This window comes from Arthrobacter sp. StoSoilB20, from assembly GCF_019977295.1.
GTDB lineage: Bacteria > Actinomycetota > Actinomycetes > Actinomycetales > Micrococcaceae > Arthrobacter > Arthrobacter nicotinovorans_A.
Window position 1 is genome coordinate 238,257 of sequence record NZ_AP024651.1, and the last position, 18,952, is coordinate 257,208.

Below are 18,952 nucleotides of genomic sequence, written 5' to 3' on the forward strand. Positions count from 1 at the left end.
GAACAGCCCCGACACCCCGGAACAGCTACGTGATCAGCAATTCCAAGGCCTCGGCAAGGTGGCCCACCTCGCGCACGGAGAAGCCGTCCGGAATAACACCCGCCCCTGCCGGACTGGCCGGGACAATGGCGTGGGTGAAGCCGAGCCGGTGTGCTTCCTGGATGCGCTGGTTGATCCCGGGAACAGGACGGACCTCACCGGCCAAGCCCACCTCTCCAAACGCAATTAAACGCTGGGGGAGAGCCTTCCGGGACTTGGCCGAAGCAACAGCCAGGGCAACGGCCAGGTCTGTTGCCGGTTCGGTCAGCTTCACGCCGCCCACTGTTGCCACATAGGAATCGTCCTTGTGGAGCATGCAGCCGGCACGCTGCTGAAGAACTGCCAGCAGCATGGCCACCCTGGAGCTTTCCAACCCGCTGGTGGCCCGCCGTGGTTGCGAATTGGCGCTCTCGGCCAAGAGCGACTGAACCTCTGCCAGCAAGGGCCGGCGGCCCTCCATGGTCACCGTGATGCAGGTGCCCGAAACGGGTTCCCGGGTCCGTGAAACGAACAACCCACTGGGATCAGCCAACCCCTCAATGCCGGTCTCGTTCAGGTCAAAGCATCCGACGTCGTCCGTGGCACCATAACGGTTCTTCACGGCCCGGAGCAGCCGCAGGCGCGAGTGGCGTTCGCCCTCAAACTGGCACACCACGTCCACCAGGTGCTCCAGCAAACGGGGTCCGGCGATGGTGCCTTCCTTGGTCACATGGCCCACCAGCAGCGTGGTCATGTTGCGCCGCTTGGCAGCGGAGATGATGGACGCTGCAACCTCGCGCACCTGCGACACGCCACCGGCGCTGCCCTCCACGTCCGCGCTGCTCAGGGTCTGCACCGAGTCCACAATCAGCAGTTTGGGTTCAAGCTTTTCCACCTGCCCCAGTGCCTGGCCAAGATCCGTTTCCGCGGACAGGTAAAGAGTATGGGCGACGGCGTCGATCCGCTCCGCACGGAGTTTCACCTGGGCCGCCGATTCCTCGCCCGTGATGTAGAGGACGTCCTGGCCGGTGCGCGCGAACTTCGCTGCAACATCCAACAGGAGTGTGGATTTCCCGACGCCGGGCTCGCCGGCAAGCAGGATGACGGCACCCGGAACGAGCCCTCCTCCGAGGACACGGTCCAGCTCGTCCACGCCGGTAGGCAGGAAGGCCGCCGTCGTCCCATCCACCTCGGCGATACGGCGGGCCGGCTCCAAAACCGTAGCTGCCGCCGTCGTGCGCGCCACCGTGGCACCGTACTCCTCAACGGTTCCCCACGCCTGGCATTCCCCGCATCGACCCACCCATTTGATGGCAGTCCAGCCACATTCGGCACACTTGTAGGCGGGTGTTTTGGATGCGCGGGACGTCTTGGAAGCCATGGGTTCAAGCGTAGTGGCGGGGACTGACAGTATTAGCCGCGCCGGCCACCGTGCCGGGCTGCGTCGACGAAGACGGCGATCCCCGTCACTCCGAGCGCGAGTCCAAGGGATGCAACCACGTCGGTGAGCCAGTGGTACCCGAGGTAAAGCCGGCTGTAGGCGACCATCAGCGTCAGCAAAGCGGCGCCGGCGAAGGCGAGCACCGCCGTCGCCCGCGAACCCGAACGTGAAACGAGCAAGTACGTCAGGACCAGCGCGAAGATGCCTGCGCCCAGGGTGTGGCCCGAGGGGAAGGAGAGTGCGTCGTCGGGGCCAAGGAGGAAATCGGACGACGACGGTCGGGAGCGGCCCACATCCTGCTTGACCAAGGTGGAAAGAATGACCGCCAGAAGCATGGCTCCCATCAGCACCGCCGGCCGCCAAAATTCCCTCTTCCACACCATCCATGCAACCGCCACCGCTGCACCAATGCCCGCTACCCAACCGGGCGAGGTCACAATGCTCAGGGCAGTCAGCACGGCGGTGAGCAACGGGTTGCGGGAATCCACCATGAAGCTGTGGACAGTGCCATCCATGGTGGCCAGGCCGGTCTCGGAAAGCACGGCGGCAAACATCAGCCAGAACACCGCATCCCCGGCAACGAGCAACCCGGCAGCCCACAGGAACAGGGTCCGCTGCCGCAAACGGAGAGCCGGTGCGGGCCGGAAGCGCGTGGAAATGGCAGTGATCATCGGTTCATTCTGCCAAACAGGGCTGGGGCTTCTCTGAATGGCTCCGCGAGCTTGCACTTAATGACAATGCCAGGCCGTGGGATTGCGATTAACTGCCACCTCGGCGGAGGCTACAGCGCCGGAAGCACCGCGCGGGCTTCATCCGGTTCCATGCCGCTGGCTTCCAGCAGGTCAACCATGAGGGGCCGGAACAGCATGACGACCGTCTCGCCCTCGAGCCTCTGGACATCGAGCATCTTGGGATGAAGGCGGGCGGCTATGTCCGAGAGGTCGTTCCGGGCCCGGCGCAGGTGAACCCGCCGGGTCCCCTCGCTTTGCTCGGACAATCCAATGGTCATCTCATCGATGGCGGCGGCCGTTTCCTGCAGGACCTCGGAGATGCTGTCGATCGCTTCATCGGAGAGGGCGGCGTGGTTGATCGCGCTGGTGAGCCGCCGCGCAAACACCCGGCTGTTACGCAGGGCCAGATCGATGTACTCCAGGGAGTGCTCCAGCCCGGCGAGTTCATCGCGATGCCTGCGGTGTGCCGGCGCCAGGGTTGCCACTTCACCGGAAGCGCGCAACGTCTGCCTCATCCGGTCCACCAGCGGCTGGCAGTTGCGCCCGCGGATCAGGGCGTGCCAGGCGATGGTGGAGTCGCTCTCAGTCAGTGCCTTGCCGCATTCACGCAGCACTTCCGCCAGTTCATGGAGGATCTTCTGGACGTCCTTGCGGGGCTCACGCCGTGGATCCTTCGGCACCAGGATGGTCACCAGCAACGCGAAAACGCCACCCACCACGGCGTCCAGGCTGCGGGTGAACGGCCCGCCGGCCGGCGCAGGCAGCAGCACCACCAACAACGACTGAAGCCCCAGCTGGGTGGTGAAAATCGTCCCGCTGTCCAGGAACCTGGCCAGCAGGATGGAGAAAAGCAGGACTATGGCGGCCTGCCAGATCCCGGCGCCCAGCCAGTGGAGCAGCAGGTCACCCACCACGATGCCCAACGTGCAGCCCAGGCCCACCTCGATCACCCGGCGCAACCGCGGATCACGCGAGAAGCCGAGGGCAATCAGGGAAGAAGTAGCCGCGAACAGCGGTCCTTGGTGGCCCAGCACGTATTCGGCAAAGGCGTAGGCACCCACGGCGCACACGGTCATCTGGATGGCCGGCGTCAAAGAATTCCGGCTGCGGACCAAACCCGTCCGGACCCTTGCGCGCAGGAACCTCTTGCTTGCGGAAAATCCCTTCGCGGCGGCCATGCCCTCCAGTCTATTTGCCCGGCCTGGGTTCCGGCGCAGGCGCAGACCCCAACCAGCCTGCCCCTCAAGGTGGCGCGCGCCACATAACCCAATGGTCCGCCGTCGTTCACCTTCCGTTTACCTTTCACCGCAGATCCCGTTACCTGCGCTCCTTACCTTCAGTAAAGGAACAAAAGGTCCTCAGCTCGCGCACGCCGAAATCTCCGTTCGGCCCGCATCGAAGAATCCCTGGAAGGGGCACATCCAAGTGAAGGCAACTCACTTCGGCCGCAACGCGGCAATCGCGGTCATCGCAGCCGGCGCTCTCGCGCTCACTGCTTGCGGTTCAGACAACGCAACGGGCACCACTGGCGGCACCCAGACTTCAGCATCCGGCACCAAGGTGACCGGCACCCTTACCGGCATCGGCGCCTCCTCCACCGGCGCAGCCATGGACGCCTGGAAGGCCGGCTTCGCCACTGCCAACTCCGGTGCTACGGTCCAGTACTCCCCGGATGGTTCCGGCGCAGGCCGCAAGGCCATCATCGACGGTTCGGCACAGTTCGCCGGCTCCGACGCCTACCTCAAGGACGAGGAGCTGGAGAGCTCCAAGGCCAAGTGCGGCCCCGACGGCGCCATCAACATCCCGGTGTACATCTCCCCGATCGCCGTCGCCTTCAACATTCCGGACGTCAAGGAACTGAAGCTCGACGCCGCGACGGTCGCCAAGATCTTCCGCGGCCAGATCGCCAAGTGGAACGATCCCGCAATCGCCGCCCTCAACGAAGGCGTCACCCTGCCGGACCTTAAGGTCACTCCGGTGAACCGCTCCGACGACTCCGGAACCACCACCAACTTCACCGATTACCTCGCAGCTGCCGCTCCTGAGGTCTGGACGGACAAGGCTGCCGGCGTTTGGCCCGCAAGCCTGGCCGGCGAGAACGCCAAGGGCACCTCCGGCGTCGTCAAGACCGTCACCGACACCCCCGGTGCCGTGACCTACGCTGATGACTCCGCTGTCTCCGGCAAGCTGGGCACCGCCTCCATCAAGGTGGGCGACGAGTTCGTCAAGATCTCCGCCGACGCTGCCGCAAAGGCTGTCGAAGCCGGCAAGCCCGTTGACGGCCGCGCCGCAAATGACGTCGCCATCAAGCTGGACCGCAAGACCACCGCAGCGGGCGCCTACCCCGTAGTCCTCGTCTCCTACCACGTTGTGTGCACCACCTACGAGACCAAGGAAGTTGCCGATCTGGTCAAGGCCTTCGAAAGCTACGTCGTTTCCGACGAAGGACAGAAGACCGCAGCTGACGCCGCAAAGTCGGCGCCGCTGTCCAAGACGCTGCAGGACAAGGCTACGGCCGCTATCGAAACCATCAAGGCCAAGTCCTAAGGTTTCCCGGCGGGTTTACTGAACCCGGCTGAACACTGAAGTTCCCTGTCCCGCTCTCCGGTGGCCGCCGCGGCACCGGACCGGGGCAGGGAACTTAGCCATGTAAGACCAGTTCACTCCAGACTGAAGGAACGTGAAGTGACCACCAACTCCCTGACAACCTCCCAAGGCGCAGGACGCGCCGGGGACAAGGTTTTCTCCGGGGCCGCCATGGCCGCAGGGTGCCTGATTCTCGCGGTTCTCTTCGGAGTCGCATTGTTCCTTGTGGTGCAGGCGATCCCCGCGCTCACCGCCCCCGCAGAAGACATCCAGGGCGGCAACGGCTTCTTCGCCTACATTGCCCCGATCGTGGTGGGCACCCTCATTGCCGCAGTCATCGCGCTCGTCATCGCCACCCCCGTGGCCATCGGCGTGGCACTGTTCATCTCGCACTACGCTCCCCGCCGCCTCGCATCGGGCCTGGGCTACGTGGTGGACCTGCTCGCCGCCATCCCCTCCGTTGTCTATGGCGCCTGGGGTGCAGCCTTCCTGGCCAAGGAAATCTCCCCCGCCTACGACTGGCTGGCCACCTACCTCGGCTGGATTCCGATCTTCGAAGGACCGGCGTCGGCTACCGGCAAGACCATCCTGACCGCAGGCATCGTCCTGTCCGTCATGGTCCTGCCCATCATTACCTCCCTGTCCCGTGAAATCTTCCTGCAGACCCCCAAGCTGCACGAGGAAGCAGCGCTTGCGCTGGGAGCCACCCGCTGGGAAATGATCAAGATGGCTGTGCTGCCCTTTGGCCGCCCGGGCATCATCAGTGCCATCATGCTGGGCCTTGGCCGGGCACTCGGTGAGACCATGGCCGTTGCCTTGGTGCTCTCCTCCGGTGTCCTGACGGCCAGCCTCATCCAGTCCGGAAACCAGACCATCGCCGCGGAAATCGCCCTGAACTTCCCCGAAGCCAGCGGCCTCAAGGTCAACACGTTGATCGCCGCCGGCCTGGTGCTGTTCGTCATCACCCTGGGCGTGAACATGATCGCCCGCTGGATCATCACCCGGCACAAAGAATTCTCGGGAGCCAACTAAATGTCCGCCACAGTAGTCCGCAAGCGCTCAGCGCTCACCAAGGGCCAGCTGCCCAAGTTCGCGCCCTACATTGTCCTGGCCGTCGCGCTCGTTGTGGGTGCGGCAATCCTGGCGCTCATCGGCTTCAATGCCTTCGGCTGGGGGCTTGTCTCAGCCATCCTGTTCGCCGTGGGCCTGGTCTCCTGGAGTGCCGCCGTTGAGGGTTCCCGCAAAGCGAAGGACAAGCTTGCCACCTGCCTGGTAGTGGGCTCGTTCCTTGTTGCGCTCCTGCCTTTGGTCTCCGTCATCGTCACGGTCCTGGTCAACGGCATCCCCGGGCTCATCACCCCCGGCTTCCTCGGCACCTCAATGAACGGTGTCACCGGCGCCTTCGACAACAAGGCAGTGGAGGAAGGCGCCCCCGTCCTGGGCGGTATCTACCACGCACTGATGGGGACGCTCCAGATCACGCTCCTTGCCACGGTGATCTCGGTCCCCGTAGGCCTCCTGACATCCATCTACCTGGTGGAGTACGGCAACGACCGTCCGCTGGCCCGCGCCATCACGTTCTTCGTGGATGTCATGACCGGCATCCCGTCGATCGTGGCCGGCCTCTTCGCGGCAGCGTTCTTCTTCGCCATCGTGGGCCCCGGCACCAAGACCGGTGCGGTAGCCGCCGTCGCGCTTTCAGTCCTGATGATCCCTGTTGTGGTCCGCTCCAGCGAGGAAATGCTCAAGATCGTCCCGAACGAGCTCCGCGAGGCGTCCTACGCGCTGGGCGTCCGTAAATGGCGCACCATCACCAAGGTGGTTATTCCGACGGCGATCTCCGGCATCGCTTCAGGCGTGACCCTCGCGATCGCCCGCGTGATCGGCGAAACCGCCCCGATCCTGGTGACGGCGGGTTTTGCCACCACCATCAACAACAACGTGTTCGGTGGATGGATGGCTTCGCTGCCCACTTTCATTTACACGCAGATCCTCAACCCGACGTCGCCGTCCAACCCTGAGCCGTCGGACCAGCGTGCCTGGGGCGCCGCGCTGGTGCTGATCATCCTGGTGATGCTCCTGAACCTCGGAGCCCGCCTCATCGCCCGCCTGTTCGCTCCCAAGACGGGACGCTGACCGGGCAGGCCGCGCGGTGATCCGCAGCGGCCCCTACAAAAACTTCCACACCCCCAAGGAACAAAGGAACACCATGTCCAAGCGCATCGACGTCAAAGACCTGAATGTCTACTACGGCAACTTCCTGGCCGTCGAAGACGTCAACATCAACATCCAGGCCAAGTCCGTAACGGCCTTCATCGGCCCCTCCGGCTGCGGCAAGTCCACGTTCCTCCGCACCCTGAACCGCATGCACGAGGTCCTTCCCGGCGCGCGAGTAGAAGGCGAAGTCCTCCTGGACGGCGACAACCTCTACGGCCCCGGCGTGGACCCCGTAACTGTCCGCACCCAGGTGGGCATGGTTTTCCAGCGCCCCAACCCGTTCCCCACCATGTCCATCCGCGACAACGTGCTGGCCGGCGTGAAGCTGAACAACAAGAAGATCTCCAAGGGCGCAGCCGATGCCCTGGTGGAGAAGTCCTTGGTGGGCGCCAACCTGTGGAACGAGGTCAAGGACCGCCTGGACAAGCCCGGCTCCGGCCTTTCAGGTGGCCAGCAGCAGCGCCTTTGCATCGCCCGCGCCATCGCCGTGGAGCCCCAGGTGATCCTCATGGACGAGCCCTGCTCCGCGCTGGACCCCATCTCCACGCTGGCCGTTGAGGACCTCATCAACGAGCTCAAGGACCAGTACACCGTGGTGATCGTGACCCACAACATGCAGCAGGCCGCCCGTGTCTCTGACAAGACCGCGTTCTTCAACATCGCAGGCACCGGCAAGCCCGGCAAGCTGATCGAGTTCGCTGACACCACCAGCATCTTCAACAACCCCGGCCAGAAGGCAACGGAGGACTACGTCTCCGGCCGCTTCGGATAAAGGGTTCCGCAGGTTCCGGCTTCTATGGGGGGAGTCGGCAGATAACGACGGCGGCCGTCGCCTTGGGGGTACGGCCGCCGTCGTTTTTTCTTGCCCAAGTAGGTAACAGCAAACGTCGCAATGGGCGCTCATTGCGCGTTTGCTGTTACTCAGTTGGGGGAGGCCCGGGGGTTACAGGTCCGCGAGGGGCGAGAACGCCAGCTCAAGGATGAAGGCGGCTGCGGCTGTGACCAGGGGCGTAGCCACCCAGAACAACAGGATTCTCCGGACCAAGCGCCTGTTGACGGCGTGGAACCGTTGGTTCACGCCCGCACCCAGCACCGACGCGGTCAGCGTATGGGTGGTGGACAGCGGCAGGTGGAACCCGATTGCGCCGATGAACAACATCACGGACGTCAAGGTTTGTGCCACAAAGCCCCGCAGCGGATCCACCCTGATCAGTTTGTGGCCAAGGGTGTGGGAAATCCTCCAACCGCCGAACATGGTCCCCGCGGTGAGCATGAGGGCCGTGAGCAGCAGGATCCAGAGCGGCACGTCATTCCCGCCGGACAACCCCGCGGCCACCACTGCAAGAACCATGACCGCGGCGGTGCGCTGACCGTCCTGGAGCCCGTGGCCAAAAGCCACGGCAGCGGCGGAGATCGCCTGGCCCCGGCGGAATCGCCGGTTGACCACGTTCGGTTGCGTGTAACGCGCTGCCCACGTGACGGGCCACACCAAAAGGTACGCGGCTGCGAACGCGATGAGCGGAGACAGCACCAATGGCAGCACAACCTGGGTGAGCATGACGTTATCCATGCCGTCCACTGCGTTGCCACCCACCAGCACGCTGGCTGCGCCGGCGCCGATCAGCCCGCCAACCAAGGAATTGGTGGAGGACAAAGGGATACCCCTCCACCACGCATAAACGCCCCACAGGATGGAGGCGGTGAGCGCTGAGGCGAGGATGGTCAAGCCGCTGGTGCCGCTGGGGAGCGTGATCCAGGACTGGGTGAAGGCCAGGATGAAGGTGCCGCTGAGCATGGCACCTGCAAAGTTGAAGATCGCGGCCAGGAGCACGGCGATTGAAGGAGTAAGAGCACGGGTCCGCGTGGACAGGGCAACGGCGTTGGAGACATCCCGGAAGCCGTTCAGGAAAGCGAACCCGGAAGCCAGGCCAATTACCAGGACCAGGATAGCGATGGTCACGTCATGATTCCTTGACGATGATGCTGCCTACCTGGGTGGCGACCTTCCGCATGTCCTTGGTTACTTCCACCAGCTGGTTGGCGATGTCCCGGTGCCGTGCGTACTGCGTGGACTTCATGTCCTTGAGCATCTCCGCAACCCAGATGCGGTGAGTCCGTTCAGCCCGTTTGGCCAGCCGGAGGATCTCGATCCAATAATCCTCGAGCTCGTCCAGGTCCTCCAGCTTTCGCATCGCGTCCACGGTCAGCTCGGCCTGCCGGCTGATGATCTCCAGTTGATCGGCTGCGCGCTTGGGGAGCCGGTCCAGCTTGTAGATGGCCACCAGGTCTCCGGCGGCGTCAAGCTTCTCCATGGCCTCGGTGAGGTGGCGGGACAGTGTGTACATATCCTCGCGGGGGAGCGGGTTCACGAAGCTGGTGCGCATATGCGTGAGCAGGGCGAAGTGCAGGTCCAGGGACTTGGACTCGTGCTCGTGCAGTTCTTCGGCCAGGCGCTCGTGCTCGCTGGCGGGGGCTCCGAGTATTTCGGAGAGCGTCCCGGTGCCGGCCACGATCACGCCGGCCATCTGCGCGAGGAGGACGAGCCCGGCAGGTTCCTGTGGGAAAAGGCGCAGCTTCATATCGCTTTCCGGGCTGGGGACGGATGGGCGTGGGCAGCTTGACTTGACGCAGCCCATTTCGGTCCCAACTTTACCGGGCCGTAGAGTGCTCCCGCGAAGGGCAGGGGGCATGGAGGGCAGAAGTCCCCATCGCAGCGCAGCCCGCACTGTGAAAGACTGGCAAAGCTCCGGATTAATCCACTCAATGGGGGAACTATGCGTCTCAATAATGTTGTAAAAATCACCAGCATCGCAGCAGCTGGACTGCTCGCGCTCAGTGCCTGCGGCACCACCACGGCGGGCTCGACGACGGGTGGTTCCGGATCGTCTTCTCCTTCTTCGTCGGCGTCGGCGCCATCCTCGTCGTCGTCGGCCTCGCCGTCCGGAGCTTCTTCGGAGGGTGCCGGTACTTCCTCGGGTGAGTACACTGCGGCGGCCTGGGCGCTCCCCATTTCAGATGCCGGCGAGAAGCTCGGGAACTTCAAGGGCGAGAGCTTCAGTGTGGACGTTTACCAGGTGGCCACGGATGTGGCGTCCAAGGACAGCATGTTCGTGGACAAGGAAACCAAGGAGAACCTGCTGAAGAAGGGTGATCCGGTGGTGTACCTGAACTACGTGGTCACCAACACTTCCTCGGCCGATATTCCCCTGAGCCATTCCCTGATTACTCCGTCGGCAAAGTACACCGACTGGAAGTACCTTGGCGGTATGCCCTCGGATTCCAGCAGCGACGGTTTTAAGAAGCATGGGCTCTCCAGCAGCGGGACCAAGCTGAAGGAAGAGGCCCCGTTCGTGCTGAAGCCGGGGGAGTCGTTCAACATTGCCGAGAACTTTGCCTACACAGCGGGCAAGGAAACGGAGATCGCGGCGACCATGACTCCTGCCGGCGCTGACGGCAAGCTGGACCACGCCAAGAAGGAAAAGGCAGAAACCACCGTCACGCTGAAGTAGTTCCTTGCGGCTTCGCCCGGGTCTGCCCCAGTGCCGGCCCGGGCATTCTGCGTTTGGGCATTAAAATGGTGCCGAACCGGATACGCCTCTCGGCGGTAGGCCGCTCGAAGCGGCTATAAGTTGAAGCCCGGGGGTTTCGCGGTTCGACACCAGTTTTAGTTTTCACCGTCCGGCGGCCTAAGTCAACATTGACAGTCCGGCGCCGGCGTGGGTACGTTTCGCCCTGTTTGCCCGCTAGTCCAGCTCGCCCAGCCGCCACGCGTTGGCCGCGTGCTCAAGGTCCTCGGCCGTTTTGACCAGCTGGTGCGAGTTGCGGGTCAGCTTGCTCGCATGGCCTTCATTGCTGTGCTCCGCCCCGTCCGCCAGGGTCGCCTGGCCGAGTGCTACTACGCGGCAGAAAGCAGCGGAACGTTCCAGCGCGACGTCGAACTCGCCGTCGAACGCACCGGACAAAATGGCGTCAGCCATGGTCTTCATTTCGTCTGCTCCGGGCGGCTCCGCGGCACCTGCCACCACATTGGCAACCTGCGCCGTATCGCGTCCGGCCCGGAAATAGACGGAGATTCTTTCAGGGTTCTGGATGGTGGCGGCGCGGAGGGCATAGAGCCGCCACAGCGCGCCCGGGAGGCTCCGTGCCGGGCTCTCGGCCCACATCTCAGCGATGGCTTCCAAGCCCTGTTCGTCGGCCAGTTTCACCAGGCGGTGGGTGACCTTGGGGTCGTCGCTGTCGCGCCCCCGCCGCACCAATGCCTGTGCAGCAAGGTGGGCTGCCTCGGAAACCCGAGCGGGATCCGCCCCGCCGGCGAACGGTTCGAAATCGATCGGGGCAAAAGGCTTGGGCTTGTGGTGCCTGTTTGCTCCGCCGTACGCGCGTGGTCCTGGCTGTTCGCTCATGAGTTCACCGTACTCCTGTGCTCTGGTGGGGTCGAGTAACGGTTGCCGGGCTGCGCCCTTGCCGGCGCTGTGCCTTCACCACCCACTTTGCCCCCGTCCCGGGCCCTACACGCCTCGGCCGCCCCACGCCGCCGTCGAACGTTCACCCAAAGAAGGTGACGACGGCGCGTGTCCGGTTGAGTTCCTCGTCTGCCGTGACGTTGGGGTACAGTATTCATGGCTGTTTCTACAGCTGGAGGGGCCTTTAGCTCAGTTGGTAGAGCATCGGACTTTTAATCCGTGGGTCGTGGGTTCGATCCCCACAGGGCCCACCCTCCAAGACAGGCCGGAGACCTTGAGTCTCCGGCCTGTTTTTATTTTCCCGGTCACGTCCCACGCTGCGATTCCATCGGTTATGCTATTCGATGGATTAACTGTTCAAGCGAGGGGGCCAGGCGTGGGGATCTTTGATACGGCGGTGGAGATTGCGTTCGACGATGGTGCCGCCGACGCTCTGATCAACGCTGCTGATTCCGCGGATCAGACCCTGCGCTCCGAGGGTAGCTTCGTTGGTGTCGCCACGGGTTACGCGATGGAGGACTTCAAGGGCGGCTATGCGACCTTGTTCAACAACGCTCTGGCCGTCCGGGCCGATGACCGGGGCCGGCTTGCCGGTGTCCTTGCGGCGTTGGCGGAGGACGTCAGGCAAGCAAAGGTCAAGGCACGGGAAGAGAAGTCCCGGCTGAAGGAACTTGCTGCGTGGCAGCAACGCGCCGATTTCCGTGAACAACACTTTCAGACTTTCCAGAGCGTGGCGATCGATCCGATGCCCATGGAATGGCCGGTCGCTGCACCGACGATTTCAGCGGTGTTCTCGGCGAGGGACCGGGCCCGGTTCGCCGGCGGAGCGGGGGGCGCAACCAGCTCAGCTGATCCTGGAAAACTGCGCGAATTTGTGTCCCAATCCCGCGCCTTCACGAACATCCTGAACGCGGAGCTGGGGAGAATCCGAAACGCGTGGAGCGGTTTCACCTCCGCGTGTTCTTGGGTGAATAGCGGCAGTGTCACGTTCGTGTCCGGATTCGAGCAACTGCTGACTGAGAACGCCGCTGACGCGACGTGGCTTGAACAGATCGCCGCGGCATTCGAAACAGCCGGCAGCGGCTCCATGGCCGACACCATGCTCAACAGCGCCCTCATACAGTACGCACCACCGGGGCAAGTCGGTTTGAACGACATCGGGGCCCTAAACGCCGATCAATTGAAAGCCTGGCTCGCCGCACCTGCGAACAAGGACCGACTTCAGGGGCTGCTTGAACAACCAGGGCAGGACCCCGTGGTGATAGCAAAGTGGTGGGCTGGGTTCGGCCAGACAGCCGCTGGCGGGACACTTGAACCCGGCGAGGCCCAGTTGCTCCTGATCGAGGCCATCCCCGGAGTCATCGGGAATCTGAACGGAATCACCGCGACCGCCCGGAACCTCGCCAACCGCAAACGCCTCATCACCGAGCAGGAACGCATCAACGCCGAACTGGCCAGAACGCCACAACTACTGCCCGCCAGCCAGGGCATGTCCATGACCAACCCGGCTTGGACCCGGCTGCAAACGCAGCAGAAAGCGCTGGATGGCATCACCGAGGCACTGAGGAACGCGGGCGGAATCAACGCTGTCCTGCTGGGTTTCGATCTGACTCACGGCTCACCGAAGGCACAGGTCTCTGCGGGTAATCCCGATACGGCTGACAACGTTACCTACGCTGTGTCCGGCATGCTCATCACACCTCAAAGCGGTTTCAACGACTGGGCGAAAAACGCCGCGAACCTCCAGCGGCACCAGCAGTTGCTTTCCGAGAACGAGACCTTCGCTGTGGTGGCGTGGATCAACTATGAACCGCCCACGGTTCCGACTGTGAACAGCGGCGATGCAGCACGGGCAGGCGCCGACCGGTTCATCGTTGACCTGCAAGGTTTCAACGCCGTCAGGGAAGGCTTGGGCAACAGGACCCCGGAGACCTTAAACGTACTGGCCCATTCCTACGGCACCACCGTGACGTCCAACGCCCTTGCCGCCGCGGCATTGAACGTCGCCTCTTTCACGATGCTCGGCTCGGCCGGGATAGAGAAAGAGATCCGGAACGCCGGAGATCTCCACGTCCCTGCCGGGCAGGTCTACGCCACCGAAGCCGCCGGCGACGGCCTGGCCCAATTGGGCCGCTTCCAACGCCAGGATCCGCGCATGGAATCATTCGGCGCAAAAGTCTTCTCCTCGGAAGAGGCCACGATCGACGGGACCCAGTACCAAGGCACCACAGAACACAACACACTGGTACACAAAGATGCCCGCGATGGCTACGGATACCTCGATCGGGACACCACGGCCCTGCATGAAGCTGCCCTAACAACAACCGGTAACGGAGACCAGATCCTGCCAGCCGCACGACCCCTATCACCGCCGGCGGGATTTGCTGGCCGTTGAACAACTCAGGAAGAGTGAACCATATGCCCCATGAACCCAAGGCCCGCATAAAGACCAGTCGCATACTCGCCGCGTTAGTCTGCGCGGCCGTTGCACTGAGCGCCTGCACACCCACCACGGAGAACCCTATGACCGGCTCAGCCAATCCCAGCGACCCTGCGACCGTCAAAGCCCAGGTTGAAGAGCTCAAACAAGCCCTCGCGGATCTCCACGCCTTCAAAACCGAAACCCAACAAGCCATCGGACCCCAAAAATGGGTCGATAAGGGCACTCGTAACATGGATTGCAGAACCTCCGACGGGCAAGACGGCGTGAACTACAGCATCCTGACCCAAACGCCTGACCCCGTGGACCTGGAAGCATCAGTAAGCGTGGTCAGAGCGTTCTGGGAATCCAAGGGCTTCACCACCCGTACCGAAACCAACCCCCGAGAACCGGGCCTTATCCGCCTCTACGCCAACGAGAATGGCGGACACCTCGTGTCCTACTTCGCAAACATCAAAGGCTCCGGCCTGGAAATGAACAGCGCCTGCGTCGCCGGAGACCTCAGCGCAATCTACAAAGAGCTGGACAGGCAGGAAGCAAGCGACAGCCCCTCACCGACTGCAGAGTAGAGGCGTTGCGGCGTGATGCCTTCCGGGAGAGGGGCCAGTCCTGCCTCCTGCCGGTGTGTGGGCTGTGGAACAGTTTCAGGAAGAGTGAATCGCATGTCTTATGAACCTAAGACGCGTACGGTGACTAGCTGCATCCTCGGTGCGTTGGTCGGCGCGGCCATGGCGATGAGCGCCTGCATGCCCGCTACCACGGAGAATCCCATGAACGGCTCAAACAGTTCCAGTGACCCTGCAACTGTCAAAGCCCAGGTAGAAGAACTAAAACAAGCCCTCAAGGATCTCCACGCGTTCAAAACCGAAACCCAGAAAGCCATCGGACCCCAGAAATGGGTCGATAAAGGCACCCGAAACAGCGCCTGCAATGCAGGTGATGGAAGGGAGGGCGCGAATTACAGCGTCATGAGCCAAACCTCTGATCCCGTCGACCTGGAAGCATCAGTCAACGTCGTCAAAATGTTCTGGGAATCGAAGGGCTTTACCACCCGCGTCGAAACCAACCCGTTGGACCCTGGTCTCATCCGTCTCTACGCCAATCAGAACGGCGGAAACCTCATATCCTTCACCGCGAATGTCAAAGGCTCCGGCCTGGAAATGGACACTGTCTGCGTCGCCGGAGACCAGACCGCAATCTACAAGGAGCTGTATCCCGAAATTTACGGGACCCCTTCTAGCCCCAGCTCCTCTCCGTCTGCTAACTAGGCTGTCTGGTGCGCCAAAAGAGCCTGCCAATGTCGCCTCGTGCTGGCTTTTGGCCTGTGGAACGGCTTCAGGAAGTGTGAACCACATGTCCTATGAATCCAAGGCCCGACTAAAGGCCAGTCGCATACTCGCTGGACTGTTCTGCGCGACCATTGCATTGAGCGCTTGCACGCCCGCTACCACGGAGAATCCCATGAACGGCTCAAATAGTTCCAGTGACCCTGCAACTGTCAAAGCAGAGGTTGAAGAACTCAAGCAAGCCCTCGCCGACCTCCAGGCCTTCAAAACCGCAACCCAACAAGCCATCGGAAGCCAGCAGTGGGCCGATACCGACAACCCGGTTAACAGTGCCTGCACCACATCCGACGGGCAAAGCGGCGTGAACTACAGCATCCTGAGCCAGACTTCCGACCCTGTTGAACTGGAGGCATCAGTAAGCGTGGTCAGAGCGTTCTGGGAATCCAAGGGCTTCACTACCCGCACCGAAACCAACCCCCGGGACCCGGGCCTCATCCGCCTCTACGCGAACGAGAGCGGCGGACACCTTCTGTCCTACTACGCAAACATCAAAGGCTCCACCCTGGAAATGGACACCGTCTGCATCGCCGGGAATCAGCATGAAATCTACAAGGAATTGGACAGGCAGAAAGCGAGTGCCAGTCCCTCGCCGAGTACCAAGGAGAGCTGACGCAGAGTGCTGGCTTCTGGGGTGTCCTGTCCTGCCTCATGCTGGCGCGTGAGTCTGGAACGATTTCAGGAAGAGTGAACCGTATGTCCTATGAATCCCGGGCCCGACTAAAGGCCCGCGGTATTCTTGCCGCCTTGTTTTGTGCCGGTATTGCACTCAGCGCCTGCACGCCGGCCACTACGGAGATCCCCATGACCGGCTCAAGCAACCCCAGCGACCCCGCAACCGTCAAAGCCCAGGTAGAAGAGCTCAAACAAGCCCTCGCGGATCTCCACGCCTTCAAAAGCGAAACCCAACAAGCCATCGGACCCCAGAAATGGGCGGATAAAAGCCTCCGAAACATGGACTGCAGCACCCCTAAGGGAGAAGAGGGCGTGAACTACAGCGTCATGAGTCAGACCCTTGAAACCCTCGACATGGAATCGTCGGTCAACGTTGTCAAGACGTTTTGGGAATCCAAAGGCTTCACCACCTGCGTCGAATCAAATCCAAAGGACCCAGGAAACATCCGTCTCTATGCCAATAAGAACGGCGGACATCTCGTATCCTTCACCGCTACCACTAAAGGCTTCAGCTTAGAGATGAACAGCGCCTGCGTCGCTGGGAATCAGCATGAAATCTACGAGGAATTGGACAGGCAGGAAGCGAGTGCCAGTCCCTCGCCGAGTACCAAGGAGAGCTGACGAGCCCTGGCCCCTTGTTGACTCTGGGCTGGTGCACAGAAATCAATGCGCGTAGGTGCGTTCAGCCAACGCGGCCGGGAGTGAGCAGCCGTTGCGCGACGATGGCCGCGTGGGGACGCGCTCCGGGGTCGGCGCGGGAGTGCGTGCTGACAATGCTGAAACCGGCTTCCTGCAGCAGTGCTGATATTTCCTCCACTGACCAAAAGTAGGCGGGCGTTACTGCATGCGGGAATGACTCACCGGCCGGGCCATCGAAGAAACCGATCAGGAGGCCACCGCCGGGAGCGAGGCAGCGGGCAAACTCGTCCAAAACCCGGCTGATCCCAGCCGGGGGAGTGTGAATCAGGGAGTACCAAGCGAGGATTCCAGCCAATGAGTCATCCGGCGCAGGCAGCCGTTGAAGTGACCCGACAGAGAACCGAGCCTCCGGACAGAACCGCTTGGCCGTTTCAATGAACTCCGGTACCAGGTCCACGCCTTGGACGTCCACCCCGGCGGAGTGCAGAAAGGCTGTCCATTGCCCAGGCCCGCAGCCGGCATCGAGGACTTTCCCGGACAATCCCTGGGCCCATGACAACACCAGCTCCCTATCGACCGGATGCGTGCTGCTGATGGACCCGAACAATGAGGTGTACTCGTCGGAACGCGCAGAATAGGCGGCTCTCACTGCTCCAAAGGACATGCGTCTCAGCCTAGAGGCAGTTAGCGCCCGAGCATGTTCGAATCACCGGCCGCACAACGGTGGGCCCGGCTAACAACGGCGGGAAGGAAGCGTTCCGGCAAGAAATCCCTTGACTCCAGCACCCGCACCACGTCAGCATAGTTTCTATAACGTTGTAAATCGGCAGGCAGAACCACCAGAACCAGCAGACAAGGACCCGCCCTTTGGGAAACCAAGACAACCCCACGGCCAAAATCACCATCGACCCCGCGTTCGTCGTAGGCCCCGTCAGGAGGAAGACCTTCGGCGCCTTCGTTGAGCACCTCGGACGCTGCGTCTATACGGGCATTTTCGAGCCTGAGCACCCGAAAGCGGACGACGACGGCTTCCGCACCGACGTCCTCGACCTCACCAAGGAACTCGGCGTCTCCACCGTCAGGTACCCCGGAGGAAACTTCGTGTCCGGCTACCGCTGGGAAGACGGAGTGGGACCCAAGGAGGACCGCCCAACAAGGCTCGACCTCGCCTGGCACTCCAGCGATCCCAACCTGGTGGGCGTGGACGAGTTCGCCAAGTGGTCGGAGAAGGCCGGGGTTGAACCCATGATGGCCGTGAACCTGGGCACCAGGGGGACCCAGGAAGCGCTGGACCTGCTGGAGTACTCCAACATCAAGGGTGGAACGGCCCTTTCCGAACAGCGCAAGGCGAATGGCGCCGTCGAGCCTCACAACATCACCATGTGGTGCCTCGGGAACGAGATGGACGGCTTCTGGCAGATCGGCCACAAGAAGGCGGACGAGTACGCGCGGGTTGCCGCCGAAACGGCGCGGGCGATGCGCATGGTCAACCCGGACCTGGAACTGGTGGCCTGTGGAAGTTCCGGACCCACCATGCCCACGTTCGGCGAATGGGAGCGCGTGGTCCTCAATGAGACGTACGAATTGGTGGACCTGATCTCGGCGCATCAGTACTTTGAGGATTTCGGTGACCTGCAGGAGCACCTGTCAGCCGGGCACCGGATGGAGGCGTTCATCAAGGACTTGGTCTCCCACATCGACCACGTGAAGTCGGCCAAAAAGTCTGGGAAGCAGATCAATATTTCCTTCGATGAGTGGAACGTGTGGCACATGTCCCGCGACGAATCCAAGGCGCCCACAGGAGATGATTGGCCCGTGGCGCCGGTGCTGCTGGAGGACCGCTACACCGTTGCCGACGCCGTGGTGGTGGGGGATCTCCTCATCACGTTGCTGCGCAATACGGACCGCGTCCACTCCGCGAGCCTCGCACAATTGGTCAACGTGATTGCCCCCATCATGACCGAGCCGGGCGGCCGCGCCTGGAAGCAGACAACGTTCCACCCGTTCGCGCTCACCTCGCAAAATGCCTCCGGTACGGTGCTGAACCTCGCCGTCGAATCCCCGCTGCTGGAGACCGAAAAGACGGCAGGTTTCACAGCCTTGTCGGCCGTCGCGACCTACGACGCAGAAGCCAAGGAGTCCGTGGTTTTTGCTGTGAACCGTTCGGCAACGGACGCGCTGACGTTGGATGCCGCCGTCGGGAGCCTCAACGCCGGCAAGGTCATTGAGGCCGTCACTTACACCAACAAGGATCCGTACTGGCAGGCCACTGCCGACGATTCGACATCGGTCCTGCCCACTGAGAACGTCAGTGTAAAGCTCGACGGCGGTCGCCTCACCGCCGGTCTTCCGGCCGTGAGCTGGACCATGATCCGGTTGTCGCTGGAGTCGTAGTCCTT

At 62.5% G+C, this 18,952-nt stretch carries 18 protein-coding genes and 1 tRNA gene; 12 read left to right on the forward strand and 7 right to left on the reverse strand.

The window, feature by feature from the left end:
- Positions 1 to 25 precede the first annotated feature (25 nt).
- The 3 genes from radA to LDN85_RS01185 form a co-directional block, all read right to left on the reverse strand.
- Entirely contained in the window at positions 26 to 1,399 is a 1,374-nt protein-coding gene (gene radA, locus LDN85_RS01175) for a DNA repair protein RadA (protein WP_026541672.1), read from the reverse strand.
- 32 nt (positions 1,400 to 1,431) lie between these two features.
- Positions 1,432 to 2,130, reverse strand: coding sequence for a phosphatase PAP2 family protein (locus tag LDN85_RS01180; protein ID WP_043433230.1), 699 nt, complete (start codon positions 2,128 to 2,130; stop codon positions 1,432 to 1,434).
- A 110-nt stretch (positions 2,131 to 2,240) separates the two neighbouring features.
- The gene (locus LDN85_RS01185; RefSeq protein ID WP_026541673.1) at positions 2,241 to 3,368 is read right to left on the reverse strand and encodes an FUSC family protein; all 1,128 of its coding nucleotides are present in this window, start codon (positions 3,366 to 3,368) and stop codon (positions 2,241 to 2,243) included.
- A gap of 247 nt (positions 3,369 to 3,615) precedes the next feature.
- On the opposite strand from LDN85_RS01185, the gene pstS reads away from it, so the two are divergent.
- The 4 genes from pstS to pstB all read left to right on the forward strand — a co-directional run bounded on the left by pstS (position 3,616) and on the right by pstB (position 7,765).
- Positions 3,616 to 4,737, forward strand: a complete 1,122-nt coding sequence (gene pstS / locus LDN85_RS01190; protein WP_026541674.1) for a phosphate ABC transporter substrate-binding protein PstS — start codon at positions 3,616 to 3,618, stop codon at positions 4,735 to 4,737.
- A 138-nt stretch (positions 4,738 to 4,875) separates the two neighbouring features.
- Positions 4,876 to 5,808, forward strand: coding sequence for a phosphate ABC transporter permease subunit PstC (gene pstC, locus LDN85_RS01195; protein WP_026541675.1), 933 nt, complete (start codon positions 4,876 to 4,878; stop codon positions 5,806 to 5,808).
- Positions 5,809 to 6,912 carry a phosphate ABC transporter permease PstA gene (pstA, locus tag LDN85_RS01200; protein WP_026541676.1) on the forward strand — a complete coding sequence of 368 codons (1,104 nt, stop codon included), beginning with the start codon at positions 5,809 to 5,811 and terminating at the stop codon, positions 6,910 to 6,912.
- Between the two features lie 73 nt (positions 6,913 to 6,985).
- Positions 6,986 to 7,765 carry a phosphate ABC transporter ATP-binding protein PstB gene (gene pstB, locus LDN85_RS01205; RefSeq protein WP_011772968.1) on the forward strand — a complete coding sequence of 260 codons (780 nt, stop codon included), beginning with the start codon at positions 6,986 to 6,988 and terminating at the stop codon, positions 7,763 to 7,765.
- Positions 7,766 to 7,936: 171 nt separating this feature from the next.
- On the opposite strand, the gene LDN85_RS01210 is transcribed toward pstB, so the two are convergent.
- Both LDN85_RS01210 and LDN85_RS01215 read right to left on the reverse strand, forming a co-directional pair.
- Positions 7,937 to 8,953 (reverse strand): inorganic phosphate transporter, encoded by a 1,017-nt coding sequence (locus LDN85_RS01210; protein ID WP_026541677.1) that lies wholly within the window; start codon positions 8,951 to 8,953, stop codon positions 7,937 to 7,939.
- A gap of 1 nt (position 8,954) precedes the next feature.
- On the reverse strand, positions 8,955 to 9,572 hold the full coding sequence (locus LDN85_RS01215; protein ID WP_026541678.1) for a hypothetical protein: 618 nt from the start codon (positions 9,570 to 9,572) through the stop codon (positions 8,955 to 8,957).
- A gap of 195 nt (positions 9,573 to 9,767) precedes the next feature.
- Here LDN85_RS01215 and LDN85_RS01220 point away from each other — a divergent pair, with 195 nt between their 5' ends.
- The gene (locus LDN85_RS01220; protein WP_026541679.1) at positions 9,768 to 10,502 is read left to right on the forward strand and encodes a hypothetical protein; all 735 of its coding nucleotides are present in this window, start codon (positions 9,768 to 9,770) and stop codon (positions 10,500 to 10,502) included.
- A 234-nt stretch (positions 10,503 to 10,736) separates the two neighbouring features.
- On the opposite strand, the gene LDN85_RS01225 is transcribed toward LDN85_RS01220, so the two are convergent.
- Entirely contained in the window at positions 10,737 to 11,396 is a 660-nt protein-coding gene (locus LDN85_RS01225; protein ID WP_026541680.1) for a hypothetical protein, read from the reverse strand.
- Positions 11,397 to 11,634: 238 nt separating this feature from the next.
- Here LDN85_RS01225 and LDN85_RS01230 point away from each other — a divergent pair.
- The 6 genes from LDN85_RS01230 (at position 11,635) to LDN85_RS01255 (ending at position 16,535) form a co-directional block, all read left to right on the forward strand.
- A tRNA-Lys gene (locus LDN85_RS01230) sits at positions 11,635 to 11,707 on the forward strand.
- Positions 11,708 to 11,832: 125 nt separating this feature from the next.
- Entirely contained in the window at positions 11,833 to 13,851 is a 2,019-nt protein-coding gene (locus LDN85_RS01235; RefSeq protein WP_026547988.1) for an alpha/beta hydrolase, read from the forward strand.
- A 128-nt stretch (positions 13,852 to 13,979) separates the two neighbouring features.
- A complete protein-coding gene (locus LDN85_RS01240) occupies positions 13,980 to 14,465 on the forward strand; it encodes a hypothetical protein (protein ID WP_026541682.1) in 486 nt (161 codons plus the stop codon).
- A gap of 93 nt (positions 14,466 to 14,558) precedes the next feature.
- Complete coding sequence (locus tag LDN85_RS01245) at positions 14,559 to 15,164, forward strand: hypothetical protein (RefSeq protein WP_155854618.1); 606 nt, start codon at positions 14,559 to 14,561, stop codon at positions 15,162 to 15,164.
- Between the two features lie 193 nt (positions 15,165 to 15,357).
- The gene (locus LDN85_RS01250; RefSeq protein ID WP_026541684.1) at positions 15,358 to 15,852 is read left to right on the forward strand and encodes a hypothetical protein; all 495 of its coding nucleotides are present in this window, start codon (positions 15,358 to 15,360) and stop codon (positions 15,850 to 15,852) included.
- Between the two features lie 83 nt (positions 15,853 to 15,935).
- A complete protein-coding gene (locus LDN85_RS01255) occupies positions 15,936 to 16,535 on the forward strand; it encodes a hypothetical protein (protein WP_026541685.1) in 600 nt (199 codons plus the stop codon).
- 61 nt (positions 16,536 to 16,596) lie between these two features.
- On the opposite strand, the gene LDN85_RS01260 is transcribed toward LDN85_RS01255, so the two are convergent.
- On the reverse strand, positions 16,597 to 17,217 hold the full coding sequence (locus tag LDN85_RS01260; protein ID WP_026541686.1) for a class I SAM-dependent methyltransferase: 621 nt from the start codon (positions 17,215 to 17,217) through the stop codon (positions 16,597 to 16,599).
- 203 nt (positions 17,218 to 17,420) lie between these two features.
- Here LDN85_RS01260 and LDN85_RS01265 point away from each other — a divergent pair, with 203 nt between their 5' ends.
- On the forward strand, positions 17,421 to 18,947 hold the full coding sequence (locus tag LDN85_RS01265; protein ID WP_026541687.1) for an alpha-N-arabinofuranosidase: 1,527 nt from the start codon (positions 17,421 to 17,423) through the stop codon (positions 18,945 to 18,947).
- Positions 18,948 to 18,952: the final 5 nt, after the last annotated feature.